Source organism: Kitasatospora sp. NPDC058492 (assembly GCF_042720685.1).
GTDB lineage: Bacteria > Actinomycetota > Actinomycetes > Streptomycetales > Streptomycetaceae > Kitasatospora.
Genome location: NZ_JBHXMU010000048.1, coordinates 18,712 through 31,898, shown reverse-complemented (window position 1 = coordinate 31,898; position 13,187 = coordinate 18,712). Strand labels below are relative to the sequence as shown.

The 13,187-nt window shown below is 74.7% G+C and carries 11 protein-coding genes; 8 read left to right on the top strand and 3 right to left on the bottom strand.

The annotated features are described in order from the left end of the window. Nucleotides 1-74 precede the first annotated feature (74 nt). From ACFWPI_RS27680 to ACFWPI_RS27665, 4 genes are all read left to right on the top strand, one after another. The gene (locus ACFWPI_RS27680; RefSeq protein ID WP_380373670.1) at nucleotides 75-473 is read left to right on the top strand and encodes a rhodanese-like domain-containing protein; all 399 of its coding nucleotides are present in this window, start codon (nucleotides 75-77) and stop codon (nucleotides 471-473) included. Next, on the top strand, nucleotides 470-1,219 hold the full coding sequence (locus ACFWPI_RS27675; protein ID WP_380373668.1) for a sulfite exporter TauE/SafE family protein: 750 nt from the start codon (nucleotides 470-472) through the stop codon (nucleotides 1,217-1,219). Before ACFWPI_RS27680 ends, ACFWPI_RS27675 begins: the two co-directional genes overlap by 4 nt. A gap of 293 nt (nucleotides 1,220-1,512) precedes the next feature. Next, nucleotides 1,513-3,993 carry an RICIN domain-containing protein gene (locus ACFWPI_RS27670; RefSeq protein ID WP_380373666.1) on the top strand — a complete coding sequence of 827 codons (2,481 nt, stop codon included), beginning with the start codon at nucleotides 1,513-1,515 and terminating at the stop codon, nucleotides 3,991-3,993. A gap of 107 nt (nucleotides 3,994-4,100) precedes the next feature. Continuing rightward, the gene (locus ACFWPI_RS27665) at nucleotides 4,101-6,176 is read left to right on the top strand and encodes a hypothetical protein (protein ID WP_380373663.1); all 2,076 of its coding nucleotides are present in this window, start codon (nucleotides 4,101-4,103) and stop codon (nucleotides 6,174-6,176) included. A gap of 36 nt (nucleotides 6,177-6,212) precedes the next feature. Here the strand turns inward: ACFWPI_RS27665 and ACFWPI_RS27660 are convergent, their stop codons facing one another. Both ACFWPI_RS27660 and ACFWPI_RS27655 read right to left on the bottom strand, forming a co-directional pair. Further along, on the bottom strand, nucleotides 6,213-7,400 hold the full coding sequence (locus ACFWPI_RS27660; RefSeq protein WP_380373661.1) for a saccharopine dehydrogenase family protein: 1,188 nt from the start codon (nucleotides 7,398-7,400) through the stop codon (nucleotides 6,213-6,215). 70 nt (nucleotides 7,401-7,470) lie between these two features. Further along, complete coding sequence (locus ACFWPI_RS27655; protein ID WP_380373659.1) at nucleotides 7,471-8,490, bottom strand: alpha/beta hydrolase family protein; 1,020 nt, start codon at nucleotides 8,488-8,490, stop codon at nucleotides 7,471-7,473. Between the two features lie 67 nt (nucleotides 8,491-8,557). Here ACFWPI_RS27655 and ACFWPI_RS27650 point away from each other — a divergent pair, with 67 nt between their 5' ends. Continuing rightward, nucleotides 8,558-9,403, top strand: coding sequence for a PaaX family transcriptional regulator C-terminal domain-containing protein (locus tag ACFWPI_RS27650; protein WP_380373657.1), 846 nt, complete (start codon nucleotides 8,558-8,560; stop codon nucleotides 9,401-9,403). Here ACFWPI_RS27650 and ACFWPI_RS27645 read toward each other — a convergent pair. Further along, entirely contained in the window at nucleotides 9,393-10,679 is a 1,287-nt protein-coding gene (locus ACFWPI_RS27645) for an MFS transporter (protein WP_380373655.1), read from the bottom strand. The two genes, ACFWPI_RS27650 and ACFWPI_RS27645, sit on opposite strands and share 11 nt — an antisense overlap. Before the next feature lie 54 nt (nucleotides 10,680-10,733). On the opposite strand from ACFWPI_RS27645, the gene ACFWPI_RS27640 reads away from it, so the two are divergent. The 3 genes from ACFWPI_RS27640 (at nucleotide 10,734) to ACFWPI_RS27630 (ending at nucleotide 13,052) form a co-directional block, all read left to right on the top strand. Next, nucleotides 10,734-11,474 (top strand): AraC family transcriptional regulator, encoded by a 741-nt coding sequence (locus tag ACFWPI_RS27640; protein ID WP_380373750.1) that lies wholly within the window; start codon nucleotides 10,734-10,736, stop codon nucleotides 11,472-11,474. Between the two features lie 62 nt (nucleotides 11,475-11,536). Further along, entirely contained in the window at nucleotides 11,537-12,280 is a 744-nt protein-coding gene (locus ACFWPI_RS27635) for an SOS response-associated peptidase (RefSeq protein ID WP_380373653.1), read from the top strand. 202 nt (nucleotides 12,281-12,482) lie between these two features. Further along, nucleotides 12,483-13,052: a hypothetical protein gene (locus ACFWPI_RS27630; protein ID WP_380373650.1), complete on the top strand. Its 570-nt coding sequence runs from the start codon at nucleotides 12,483-12,485 to the stop codon at nucleotides 13,050-13,052. Nucleotides 13,053-13,187 lie beyond the last annotated feature (135 nt).

Sequence of the window (13,187 nt, the reverse complement as noted above, 5' to 3'; positions counted from 1 at the left end):
GACGGGTGGCGCCGAGGAGGCGCCCACGCCTCCGGGACGCCCGCCCGGCCCACACCGGACCATCGGAGAACCACATGCCCCCGCTGCCGCCCAACCCCGGGCAGACCACCCCCGCTCAGGCCCACCAGCTCGCCCGCGCCGGCGCAGCCGTCCTGCTCGACGTCCGGGAGCGCGGCGAGTTCACGGCCGGCCACGCCCCCGGCGCCCTCCACCTGCCGCTGATCGCCCTGGCCGCCCGCGAACCGCTCCCGCCCGAGGCGGGCGGACGGCTCGTCCTGGCGATCTGCCACTCGGGCAACCGCTCCGCACGGGCGGCGCAGCTGCTCGCCGAGCGCGGCGTCGAGGTGCTGAACGTCGTCGGCGGCATGACCGCCTGGAAGCACGCCGGACTGCCGGTCACCACTCCGGGCGACAGCAGCAGCGGCGACATCGGCAGCGGCGGGAGCTCCAGGGGCGCCGGGGGCGCGATATGACCGCGCTGCTCCTGGCGCTGGCCGCCGGGGCCGTGGTCGGCCTCGCCCTCGGCGGCCTCGGCGGGGGCGGCAGCATGCTCGCCGTCCCCGCGCTGGTCTACCTGCTCGGCTTCAGCCCGGCCCTGGCCACCACGGCCGCCCTGGTGATCGTCGCCGCGACCTCGCTGACCGGCCTGCTCGCGCACGCCCGGGCGGGCCGGGTCCGCTGGCGCACCGGCGCGCTGTTCGCCGCCGCCGGGCTGCCCGCCGCCACGGCCGCCGGGGCGCTCTCGGCGCACCTGCCCGGGGCGCTGCTGACCGGCGCGTTCGCGGTGCTGGCGGGGCTGGCCGCCTGGCGGATGCTGGTGCCGCCGAAGGCCGCCGCGCAGGAACGTTCCGCCGCCGGGTGGGGCCGCTCGACGGCGACCGGCGCTGGGCTCGGCGCGGTCACCGGGCTGCTGGGGGTCGGGGGCGGGTTCCTCGCCGTCCCCGCGCTGGTCTCGGTACTCGCCTTCACCATGGCCGAGGCGGTGGGCACCAGCCTGCTGGTGATCACCGCCAACGCGCTGGCCGCGCTGCTGCCCCGCCTCGGCGCGACCGGCGCCATCGACTGGGCCGTCGCCGCCCCCTTCACCGGGGCCGCAATCCTCGGCGCCTGGGACGGCAAGCGGCTCGCCGACCGGCTCAGCGGGCGCACCCTGCAACGGGCCTTCGCGTTCGCCCTGCTCGGCGTGGCCGCGCTGATGCTGGTCACCGCCCTGCGCTGATGCCGGTCATCTCCCTGCACTGATGCCGTTCACCACCCTGCACTGACGCTGGTCACCGCCCCGCCCTGACGCCGGGCGGGCCCCGGCTCCCGGCGCGCGAACCCGGAGAACGAGCGAGGACGAGTCCGGAGGGCGGCAGCCGACCGTGCGCCGACCGTTGACGCGGCTCGGATGGGCATGTGACATTGCACATGTCACTCAGCGCCGCTCAAGGGATTTGAACGTTCAAACCCCTGCCCGCGCACGCCGCCCCGCCCCTGACGCACCGCCAGCCGTCCGACAGGAGAGCCCCCATGCCCCCCACCCGCGCCCCGCGCCGCCGACCGGTCCGCGCCCTGCCCTCGGGCTCAGCGGTCCTGGCTGCCCTGGCCGTACTCGCCGTCCAGGCCGTCGGCGCGGGACCGGCCCGAGCCGACGGCCCGGCCGCGCTGGTCGACGGCGGCGGCTACGTCCTCGGCTCCGTCCTGGACGGCGGCTGCCTCGGCCCGCAGTACGCGCAGCCGGCGGCCGGCACGCCCGTCGTCGGCGCGGCCTGCCAGGGGCTGCTCAGCCAGCGCTGGCAGCTGCACCGCACCACCGACGGCTACCGGCTGGTCAACGCCGCGAGCGGACGCTGCCTGACCCTCGACGGCACCGGGCGGCATCCCGGCACGGCCGACTGCGGCGCCGATCCCGCCGCCGAGACCTTCGCCATCTCCCCGGCGCCGGGCGGGAGTCACACCCTGGCCGCGCACGGCGCCTGCCTCACCACGGCAGGCGACCACAGGCAGAACAGCGCAGCGGATCGCGAGCAGGACGGCGCCGCCGAGCGCGAGCAGAGCAGCGCAGCGGACCACGAGCCGAGCAGCGCCGCCGACCGCCGGCGCTGCGACGCCCGGCCCGCCCACCGCTGGACCCTCACCCGCAGCGAACCGCTCACCCTCGCCGACCCCGGCTTCGAACAGGGCACGAACGGCTGGACGTTCACCGAGCACACCGGCGTCGCCACCAACAACCCGCACGGCGGCACCCGCCTCGCCTACCTCGACGCCGGCTCCGGCCACCGGATCGCCCAGCAGGTCACCGCCGTCACCGCCGGCAGCTACGACCTGTCCGCCTGGATCGCCACCGGCGGCGCCGGCGGCACCTTCTCGGTCAGCGTCAACGGCACCGTGGTCCGCTCGCTGACCCTGCCCGAGCAGCCCGTCTACGCGAAGTACACCCTGCCCCGGGTGCACGTCGCGGCCGGCGACCGGCTCACCCTCGGCATCGGCTCCTCCCCCACCGGCTGGGTCAACGCGGACGACGCCGCCGTCGCCCCGTCCGCCCCCAGCGACCCGAGGATCAGTTCCTCGGACCCGGAGGTCGTCGCCCTGTTCGACTGGGCCAAGACCAAGGCCAACAGCTGGGTGCAGCAGGCCGGCACCACCGGCGTGCTCAACCAGGACGAGAACAACCCCGGCGGCACCGGCACCACCACCTACGACACCACCTACTGGGCCGGCTACCCGTTCCGCTCCGACTTCTACAGCCGCGACTTCGCCCACCAGCTGGTCGGCGCCCACCTGCTCGGCCTGGACGCCGAGAACAAGACCATGCTGCGCGGGTTCGCCGCCTCCGCCACCGAGACCAACAAGCTCTACCCGGTCTGGGCGCTCAACTTCGACGCCAGGACGTACGGCAGCATCGACTACCGGAGCCCCGACCGCTTCGTGCGCGAGCTGCCCGCGCCGTTCGAGCTGGTCGAGAAGGCCGGCGAGGCCTACCGGTGGACCGGGGACCGCGACTACGCCGACGACCCCGCGCTGAGCGGCTACGTCCGCAACACCCTCGGCCCCTTCATCGCCCAGCACCCCGGCCCGGTCGACAACGGCGGCCTCCCCATCCCCCAGGCCACCAGCCGCAGCATCTTTTCCGGCACCGCGAGCTACGCCGAGAACGCCACCAGCACCTACGCCGAGGCCGGTGACGCGATCGGCGCCCAGTACCAGGCGTACCTCGCCGCCGCGACCCTGGCCACCGCCCAGGGCGACACCGCCGCCGCCACCGGCTACCGGCAGGCCGCCACCGCGCTGCGCGACTACGTCAACACCACCTGGAGCGTGGACCGGCAGCAGCCCGGCGAGGTCGTGCACGGCTACGACACCACCGGCAAGCCGGTGACCGGCTGGGGCTACGAGTCCAGCGTGCTGATGCCGGTCAAGCAGCTGCTCGACCCCGGCCCGCGCCGGGACGCCCTCCTCGCCGCCATCGACGCCGCCGACTCCGGCCCGCAGCGCTCGACCAACCTGGAGGCCTACACCTACCTGCCCGACGCCTTCTTCGCCAACCATGACGGCGACACCGCCTGGAAGTGGATGCGGCAGATCTACCAGGGCGTCGACCAGCTCCACGCCACCGGACGGCTGCTCAACGGCGACTACCCCGAGGTCCCGTTCACGCTGCTGAGCCAGACCGTGCAGGGCCTGCTCGGCGTCGAGCCCGACGCCGCCGCGCACACCCTCGTGATCGCCTCCCGGCTGCCCGCCTCGATGGGCTGGCTGGAGGTCGCCGACATCCCGGTCGGCGCGGGCTCGGTCACCGTCCGGCACGACGGCCACCGCAGCAGCACCGTCACCAACACCGGCCGTACGCCGCTCACCTGGGAGGCCCGCTTCGCCGGCCCGCACGGCGGGATCACCGTCGACGGCAAGGCCCGGCCCACCCGCACCAGGACCGTCGACGGCGTGAGCTACACCTACGCCACCGTCACCGTCGCCCCCGGGCGCACCGCGAGCGCCGCCGTCACGGACTGACCCCCCCCAGCGCACCACCCTTCCGGCCGACCGGCCCCCAACCGGTCGGCCGCACACCCCGCTCCACCCGACGCACCGTCACCACCCCCACACCCTCAGGAGCGCGCATGCGCCACATCCCCCACCGCCTCGCGGCACCCGTGCTCGCGCTGGCCCTCGCCGCCACCGGCCTCGGCGCCCTCACGCTCGGCACGGCCGCCCCCGCCGCCGCCCTGGGCAACGGCAACGCCCTCACCCCGCCGATGGGGTGGAACTCCTGGAACTCCCTCGGCACCGAGGTCACCGAGGACCAGGTCGTCCAGACCATCGACTTCATGGCCGCCAACGGCCTGGTGGCGGCCGGCTACGACACCGTCACCATCGACGACGGCTGGTCGCTCTGGCACCGCGACGGCCAGACCACCGACCTGGTCCGCAACGCCGACGGCGGCCTCCAGCTCCAGGACGCCGCCGGGAACCCCGTCAGCGGCACCGACGGCACCGGCAACGACCCCACCACCGGCCACCTCCTCCCCCGCCCGGACCACTTCCCCGCGCAGACCGTCAACGGGCGGACCGTCAACGGCATCGAGTACCTCGCCCAGTACGCGCACGGCAAGGGCATGAAGTTCGGGCTCTACGCCACCGACACCTACCTCACCTGCCAGATGCACCCCGGCAGCCTCGGCCACGAGAGCACCGACGCGAGCGACTTCGTCTCCTGGGGCGTCGACTACGTCAAGTACGACGACTGCCCCTACGGCCCGCAGATCACCGGCCCGGACGGCCACAACTACTACACCCAGGGCGAGGGAAAGGAACTCACCCGCTCGATCTACGCCCGCGTCCAGACCTTCCAGCGCGCCCTCGACGCCGCCTCCGCCGCGCAGGGCCGGCCCAAGGTCACCCTCAGCGTCTCCGCCCAGCCCGCCCACACCGGCGTCCCGTACCTGCTCGCGGCCGACGACCCGGCGCGCACCGACCCGGTCGTGCAGGCCGCCGGCACCGCGCCGTTCCAGGCGCCCGGCTACGCGCCGACCGGCGTCTGGTGCGGCCAGGTCGCCAACCTCTGCCGGATCGGCGGCGACCGCGACAGCGAGCTCGACGGGGTGCTCTGGAACGGGCAGTTGCAGACCGCGCTGCAGTACCCCGGCAACGTGCGCCCGGGCAGCTGGAACGACCTCGACATGATGTTCACCGGCTGGCAGGACGTCTACGGCGCCTGGGGCACCACCGACACCTGCACCTGCCACAAGCCGTTCACCGACGACGAGTCCCGCACCGAGACCTCCGTCCTCGCGATGCTCGCCGCCCCGCTGGTCTCCGGCGCCGACCTGCGCACCGCCGCACAGTCCCAGCACAGCGCGGACGGCCACACCTGGTCCACCGGGATCGACGCCGCTAGCCTGGCGGTCCTGAAGAACCGCGACGTCATAGCGATCGACCAGGACGCCCTGGCCAAGCCCGCCACCCTGGTCGGCGCCAAGCCCGCGAACGCCACCGCGCCGGTCGTCCTCCAGCGGCGGCTGGCGAACGGCGACACCGCCGTGCTGCTCGTCAACCAGGACCCGGCCGCGAGCCGCACGGTGAGCACCAGCCTCGGCGAACTCGGCCTCACCGGGCCCGGCTACACCGCCAAGGAGCTGTGGACGGGCGCGAGTTCGACCGTCACCGGCACGCTCGGCGCCTCGGTGGCCCCGCACGGCGTGGCGCTGTACCGGCTCAGCGCCCGGCCGGCCACCGGGCCGGCCGCGGTGGTCGACGACGGCCGCTACCACGCGATCGGCGCCGGCGGCGGTGGCGGCCTGGTCCTGGAAGTGGCGGGGACCTGCAGCTCGCCGCTCGGCGCCGTCGCCGACGTCAACACCTGGTGGCCCACGCACACCTCCGAGCAGTGGACCTTCACCAGCAACCCGGACGGCACCGTGCGGATCGCCGACAACTGCGCCACCGCCACCCACGCGCACACCGTGCTCGCCGCCGGCACCGACCCCGGCAACAGCGCCTACCTGCTCGGCTACTCGCCCGGCAACCGCTGGCAGGAGTGGCGGGTCACCCAGGACGGCGCCACCGGCAAGCTCACCATCACCAACGTCGCCACCGGCCTGGTCCTCAACGCCCGCACCGGCACGGCGGGTTCGACCGTGACCACGGACGCGGCCGACGGCGCCGCCCCCGGACAGGGCTGGGGCGTCGTGTCCTGACCTCCCGGGTGCCCGCGTCCTGACCGCATCACCTGATCACGCTCCCGGGCGCTCCTCCTCCACCACGACGCCGACGCCCGGCCAGTGGCGCGCCAGGTCGGCGAAGAAGCGCTCGGCGTCGATCGCCGCCTCGGGCGGGTGGACGCCCGGGGCGCGGACGCCGCCGTCCAGGAGCTGGGCGAGGCCGAGGGCCGCCGGCACGCCGGTGCTCTCGGCCATGTCGCCGAGCAGGGCCTCGGCGCCGGTGAGCCGGGCGAGGACGGTGACCGGCCGGCCCTCGCGGCCGCCTGTGGCGGCGGCGAAGAAGCCGGGGAGGCTGCCGGGGCCGGGGAAGCGGGCCGCGCGGGCGGCGGCCCGCAGGGTGCGGCGCAGCGTGGGGCGGTCGAGGTCGACGGCGGCGGTCTCGTTGCCGAGGCGCCCGGCGTCGAGGTCGTCCCGCAGGACGTCCAGGTAGGCGGCCGTCCTGGCGGTGACGACCATGAGGTTGGCGGCCGCGCCGCCGGGCCGCAGGCTGCGGTGCAGGGTGACCGGTTCGGGGTGGCCGACGGTGTACGCGGTGCCGCGGTGGCCGCCGGGCAGGTCGAGGGCGACCGGCCGCAGCGGGGGCCGCTGGACGATCCGGCCGCCGTCGACCACCGCGACCGTGCCGCTGATCTGTTGCATCCAGTGGACGGCGGCCGCCAGCGGGGCACCGTCCGGTCCGCGCAGGGAGGTGTCGTCGGGTTCGGCGCCCGCGTCGACGGGCCAGGCGGTGTAGAGGTCGGTCAGGCTGTCGAGGCGGGCGGCGGCCCGGACGGCGAGCAGGTTGCTGACGCCGGGGCTGGCGCCCATGCCGATCACGGCGCGGACGCCGGCGGCGCGGGCCTCGCCGTCGAGTTCCAGCATGGCGACGGTGGGTTCCCAGTCGTCGCAGATGTCCAGGTAGTGGGTGCCGGTGCGGATCGCCGCGCGCAGCACGCCCAGGCCGAAGCGGTAGTACGGGCCGACGGTGTTGAGGACGGCGTCGGCTTCCGCGAGGGCGGCGTGCAGCTGCGCCCCGTCGGTGACGTCGACCTGGCGGGCCCGGACCGGCACCGGGCCGCCGGCGAGGGCGGCGGCGGTGCGGCGGGCGGCGTCCGGGTCGCGGTCGGCGATCACGAGTTCGTGGACGCCGGGCAGTCGGGCGGCGACCCGGGCGGCGACGCGGCCCATCGCTCCCGCTCCGCCGAGGGCGAGCACTCTCATCGTCGTTTCTCCTTTCGCCGGCTGCGTCCACCGGCTTTGCGGCTGGGCCGTCAGCGCTGCCCGAGCGAGGTCAGGAAGCCAGCGAGGTCAGGAAGCTGCGGTGCTCGTCGAGGTAGCCGGGGCTGAAGAGCGAGCGGGGTGCGGCGATCGCGAGGAGGGTGCTCTCCAGTTCCGAGTCCTCGACGGATTCGGGGACGATGTTGTGCGTGGCGTCCGGGTAGCGCTTGACCCGGAGCTGGCCGGGCGCGGTGAGGATCCTGCGGTAGCCGGCCTCGGTGTCGTCGCTGTCGACGTTGATGTCGCGCCCGCCGAGGAAGAGCAGGACCGGCACCCGGAGGGCGGCGAGGTCGTCGCTGGCGTCGGAGGTGTGGTTGCGGCGGTTGAAGTCCCAGCGCTGCGGGGTGAGGCCGTCGACGTCGCCGCCGCCGGCCCGGTACTGCTCGAAGGTCTGGCCGGCCCGGAGGGCGGCGAGGTTCCGGTCGCTGCGCGCGATGGCGGCCGCGGTCTCGGCCGGGGTGGCGTGCTTCTTCCTGAGTTCGGCGAGCAGGTTGTAGCGGCCCTGCTGGAGCCAGTTGAGGGCGGGGGCGACGGCGATCACGAACCTGACGTCCGGGGACTGCCGGGCGGCCTTGGGCATCACCCAGCCGGCCTGGCTGGCGCCCCAGAGGCCGATCCGGGCGGGGTCGATGCCGGGCCGCTTCTTTGCCCAGTCGATCGCGGCGACGGTCTCGTCGGCGCGGTCCTGGATGCTCTGGTCGAGCCAGTTGCCGGGGGCGCCGTCGACGCCGGGCTTGTCCCAGGAGAGGGAGGCGTAGCCGGCCTTGGCGATCGCCTCCCAGATCGGCCGGTAGAAGGTGTCGTGGGTGGCGTTGGTGGGGCCGTCCCCGTGGACGAAGACGACCAGGCCGGCGGGGGTGCGGCCGCCGGTCGGGCGGGCGAGGACGCCGTGCAGCGGCTGTTTGCCGCCGGTGATGGTGACGCGTTCCTCCTTGAGGTCGTACTCGTTCTGGTAGACCACCCAGCCGCCCGCGCCGAGCAGGAGCACCACCACGGACAGCAGTGATCCCCAGAGCAACCATCGCCTGCGCATCTTCACTCCACCAATCTATCGTTCTAAAAACGAACGTATCAGATGTGAACGTATTAGGATGGTCGCCATGGTGGAGATTCCGACCCGGGTGCTGGTCGAGGCGATGGTCCGTACGGACGGCACGGTCGACTGCGGCGACCTGTACACCGTGGCCGGCCTGCTCGGGATGACCGACCAGCAGGTCCGGCTGACCGTCAAGCGCCTCACCGGCGACGGGCGGTTCATCCAGGAGGGGCGCGGCCGCCGGGCTCTGCTGCGGGCCACCGCCGAGACCCGGCGCTCGATCGACCCCGACGTCGAGTACGTGGCGCTGATGTACGCCCAGGACCGCGGCCGGGCCCCCTGGGACGGCGTCTGGCACCTCGCGGGATTCGCCGTCCCCGAGCACGCCCGGCCCGCCCGCGACGCGCTGCGCGAGGCGATCCTCCGACTCGGCGGCGCCCCGGTGCAGAACGGCCTCTACGTCTCGCCGCACCCCTGGGAGGAGGACGTCCTCGCCGAGGCCGCCGCCCTCGACGTGCGCGGCCACCTCACCCTCCTCACCAGCCGCGACCTGCGCACCGGCGAGACCGACGACCCCCGCGCGCTCGCCCGGCGCTGGTGGCCGCTGGACCAGGTCGCCGAGGGCCACCAGCGGCTCACCGAGGTCGCGGCCGACCGCCTCGCCCGGCTGGAGAAGGGCCTCACCGGCTCCGAACTGCTCACCGTCGCCCTGGAGTTGGCCGCCGCCTTCACCGAGGCCATGGAGCCCGACCCGCTGCTGCCGCCGGAACTCCTGCCACAGCCCTGGGCCGGCACCGCGGCCCGCGAACTCGTCGCCCGCTGCTGGGCGCTGCTGCTCGCCGACCCCGGGCCGGGCGCGCCCCGGCTGTTCGACGCCTACGCCGAGGTCGTCGCGGCCGTCACCGCGTAGCCGCCGGACCCGGCTCGGGCGCGGCCGCGCCAAAGGCTTCGGGCGCGACCGGCTCCGGCAGGGTGCGGAACAGCAGCCAGCTCAGCACCGGCATCAGCACCAGCGGAAACAGGGCGGTGCGCAGCGAGGTCGCGTCGGCGAGGCCGCCGATCACCGGGCTCGCCAGGCCGCCGATGCTGACGGTCAGGCCCAGCGTGATCCCGCTGGCGGTGCCGATCCGCGAGGGCAGGTAGTCCTGCCCCAGCGTGACCTGCAACGAGAACGGCACGTACAGGCCCGCCGAGGTCAACGCCACGAAGACGTACAGCGCCGGGCCCGGCACCAGCACCACGCCCGCCACGGCCACCGCCGCCACCAGGTACGACCAGCGCGCCACCGCGACCCGGCCCCAGCGGTCCGCCAGCGCGCCGCCCAGCACCGAACCCACCGCGCCGCCCGCGTACAGCACCACCAGCGCTGCGGTGCCCGCCGCCGTACCGCCGCCGACCCGCTGGGTGGCGAACAGCGCGAGGAAGGTGCTCAGGCCGGTGAAGGCGATCGAGCGGCACACCACGGCCAGCGACAGCCGCACGAACGAGGCCCGGTCGTCGGCCCCGGCCACCGGCGCCGAAGCCGCCCCGGCGGCCCGCCGGCGCTCCAGTTCGCGCAGCACCGGCAGGCACAGGACGGCGCCCGCGAGCGCCGGCAGCACCAGCAGCGGGGTCAGCCGCAGGCCGCCGCCCGAGACCACCACGGAGACCAGCAGCGGGGCCGCCGCGAAGCCCAGGTTGCCGCCCAGCGAGAACCAGGCCATCCCCCGGTGGCCGTCCCGCGCGGCCAGCCGGGCCACCCGGGCGGACTCCGGGTGGTACGCGGCCACCCCGACCCCGGACAGCGCCACGAAGGCCAGCGTCAGCGGGTACGAGCCGCTCACCCCGCTGAGCGCGATGCCCACGCCGCCCACCAGCGTGCTGACCGGCAGCAGCCAGGGCAGCGGGCGGCGGTCGGTGATCGCGCCGAACAGCGGCTGCGCCACCGAGGAGAGCAGCGAGGCGGCGAGCACCACGCCCGAGACGGCGGCGTAGCCGTAGCCGCGCTCGGCCACGAAGAACGGGACCAGGGCGGCCACCGCGCCCTGGTAGACGTCCACGCAGGCGTGTCCGAGGGACAGCAGGGTGATCGAGGAGTCCCGTTTGCCGGGTGTGCTCTTCGGATTGTCAGGCGTGCTCGACGTACTGGATGTACTGGACGTAGGGGGCATAGCGATCGGCAGATTGTCCGGCGTTGTCTTCGGCATGCCGACATGCTCGGCGCAGCGGCACCTGTCGGGCTTCCGACAATCTGCCAGGTGATGCCGAACATCCGCCATGACCCCGTCGCCCCGACCCGCGCCCAGCGGCTGGCCTCCGGCACCGGGATCGACGCCCACCGCCACGACGACCACCAGATCGCCTACGCGGCCAGCGGCGTGCTCGCCATCACCACCGACGCCGGCTCCTGGGTCGCCCCCGGCACCCGCGCCATCTGGGTCCCGGCCGGCACCGTGCACGCCCACCAGGCCCATGGCGAACTGGACCTCCACCTGGTCGGGCTGCCCGCCGCCGAGAACCCGCTCGGCCTGGACCGGCCGACCGTGCTCGCCGTCGGGCCGCTGCTGCGCGAACTGATCGTCGCCTACACCCGCACCCCCGAGGACGACAGCCCCGAACGGGCCCGGCTGCGCGCCGTCCTGCTCGACCAGCTGCGCGCCTCCCCGCAGCAGCCACTGCACCTGCCCGCCCCCGCCACGCCGCTGCTGCGCGCGGTCTGCGACCGGCTGCGGGCCGACCCGGCCGACCAGCGCACCCTCGCCGAGCTGGGCCGGGCGGTCGGCGCCAGCGACCGCACGCTCTCCCGGCTCTTCCGCGCCGACCTCGGCATGACCTTCCCCCAGTGGCGCACCCAGCTGCGGCTGCACCACGCGCTGGTGCTGCTCGCCGAGGGCCTGCCCGTCACGGCGGTCGCGCACCGCTGCGGCTGGTCCTCCGCGAGCGCCTTCATCGACGTCTTCCGCCGCACCTTCGGCCACACCCCGGGCAGCCACCCCACATAGGTCCCGTCCGGCCGGTCTTGCCAGGCCCCGCATTGTCCGCCGCTGGTGGCAGGGTGGGGGGCATGTGCGGTCGCTTCGTCTCCACCACCACGCCCCAGGACCTCGTCGCCCTGCTCGGGGAACTGCGCTGGGATCCGGCCGAGTCGTTCGCGCCGAGCTGGAACGTGGCGCCCACCGACCCGGTGCCCGCCGTCCTGGAACGCGTCGACCGGGAGAGCGGCGAGCTGCTGCGGCAGCTGCGCCCGCTGCGCTGGGGCCTGGTGCCGTCCTGGTCCAAGGACCCCTCCGGCGGCGCCCGCATGATCAACGCCCGCTCGGAGACCGTCCACCTCAAGCCCGCCTTCCGCAAGGCCTTCACCACCCGGCGCTGCGTCATCCCCGCCGACGGCTACTTCGAGTGGCGCGAGGTGCCCGCCGCCGCCGACCGGAAGAAGTACAAGCAGCCGTACTTCCTCAGCACCGGCTCGGTCATGCTGATGGCCGGCCTGTACGAGTTCTGGCGCGACCGCACCCGGCCCGAGGACGACCCGGCGGCCTGGCTCGCCACCGCCACCGTCATCACCACCGACGCCACCGACAGCGCCGGGCGCGTCCACGACCGGATGCCGCTCACCATCGCCCCCGCCGACCTGGCCGCCTGGCTCGCCCCCGACCTCACGGACTCCGACGAACTCCACCACCTGCTGCGCCGCCCCGCCGACGGCGCCCTGCGGGTGCGGGCCGTCTCCCCCGCCGTCAACAGCGCCCGCTCCAACGGTCCGGAACTGCTCGCCCCCGCCCCGGACCCGCTGGGGCTGGCGGACTGACGGTGGGTCCGACCCATGTCCCATGCCCCGGCACCACCATCGCCTCCACCGGGACCATCACCCTCGACGCGGCCGTGCCTGCTCCGGAGCTCTGATCCGTCTGCCGGGGGCGGGTGACTGGCCACCACGGACAGTCAGCTTCCCGTGGTGTACTACGTGTTCACCGTTCAGGCACAAGTCCCCATCAGGAGCGAACCGTTCGATGAGTGCCACCTGCCCCCAGTGCACCGCACCGGACCAGTCCGTCCTCATGGCGCACGCCCTGGCGGACACCACCGCGCCACTCGACGACTCGACGCGTGCGCTGCTGTACCCGCCGCCCGAGCCGCAGCCCGCTCCTGCCGAGCTGAGCACGGGGGCGATCGTGCTCTTCGTCCTCGCCGCGGTCTTCGGCCTGCTCGGGGTCCTCTCGCAGCTCCGCGACGACGAGGACCTGAGCGGCTACGACTCCGCCTACCAGCTCGGCTACCACATAGGCCCGTTCATCCTGCCCGCCGTCCTGCTGGTCATCGGCCTGATCGTGCGGACCGTGTCGCGAAGCCGCCACAGGCGAGCGGTCGAACAAGGACTGCCCGAGCAGCGGGCGCTCTGGCAGCGGCATCTCCACGTGTGGCAGGCAGGGTGGCTGTGCCGGCGCTGCCAGGTCGCGTTCTTCCCTGATGCGTCGATCCGGCCCGACTTCCCGGCCTCGCCTGCGATTCCCGTGGAGCAGTTCCCGCTCTGGGTGATGACCGCCGCCGAACGGGCTTTCGCCGGGCAGGGCCAGGCCTGACGCCGGCGCCGGGGCGCACCGGCTCGGCCGTCGAAGCGTTCCTCGACACCCGCGACCGCGCCGCCGAGGGCCCGGCCCGCATCAACCTCGGTGTGGCTCTGGCCGCAGCGGGCCGCCCGTCCCGGTGGCGTGCCA

What these genes read in the sequence shown, in the direction of transcription:
- ACFWPI_RS27680 (WP_380373670.1), top strand. Translation starts at nt 75, where the DNA reads ATGCCCCCGCTGCCGCCCAACCCCGGGCAGACCACCCCCGCTCAGGCC.
- ACFWPI_RS27675 (WP_380373668.1), top strand. Translation starts at nt 470, where the DNA reads ATGACCGCGCTGCTCCTGGCGCTGGCCGCCGGGGCCGTGGTCGGCCTC.
- ACFWPI_RS27670 (WP_380373666.1), top strand. Translation starts at nt 1,513, where the DNA reads ATGCCCCCCACCCGCGCCCCGCGCCGCCGACCGGTCCGCGCCCTGCCC.
- ACFWPI_RS27665 (WP_380373663.1), top strand. Translation starts at nt 4,101, where the DNA reads ATGCGCCACATCCCCCACCGCCTCGCGGCACCCGTGCTCGCGCTGGCC.
- ACFWPI_RS27660 (WP_380373661.1), bottom strand. Translation starts at nt 7,400, where the DNA reads ATGAGAGTGCTCGCCCTCGGCGGAGCGGGAGCGATGGGCCGCGTCGCC.
- ACFWPI_RS27655 (WP_380373659.1), bottom strand. Translation starts at nt 8,490, where the DNA reads ATGCGCAGGCGATGGTTGCTCTGGGGATCACTGCTGTCCGTGGTGGTG.
- ACFWPI_RS27650 (WP_380373657.1), top strand. Translation starts at nt 8,558, where the DNA reads ATGGTGGAGATTCCGACCCGGGTGCTGGTCGAGGCGATGGTCCGTACG.
- ACFWPI_RS27645 (WP_380373655.1), bottom strand. Translation starts at nt 10,679, where the DNA reads ATGCCGAAGACAACGCCGGACAATCTGCCGATCGCTATGCCCCCTACG.
- ACFWPI_RS27640 (WP_380373750.1), top strand. Translation starts at nt 10,734, where the DNA reads ATGCCGAACATCCGCCATGACCCCGTCGCCCCGACCCGCGCCCAGCGG.
- ACFWPI_RS27635 (WP_380373653.1), top strand. Translation starts at nt 11,537, where the DNA reads ATGTGCGGTCGCTTCGTCTCCACCACCACGCCCCAGGACCTCGTCGCC.
- ACFWPI_RS27630 (WP_380373650.1), top strand. Translation starts at nt 12,483, where the DNA reads ATGAGTGCCACCTGCCCCCAGTGCACCGCACCGGACCAGTCCGTCCTC.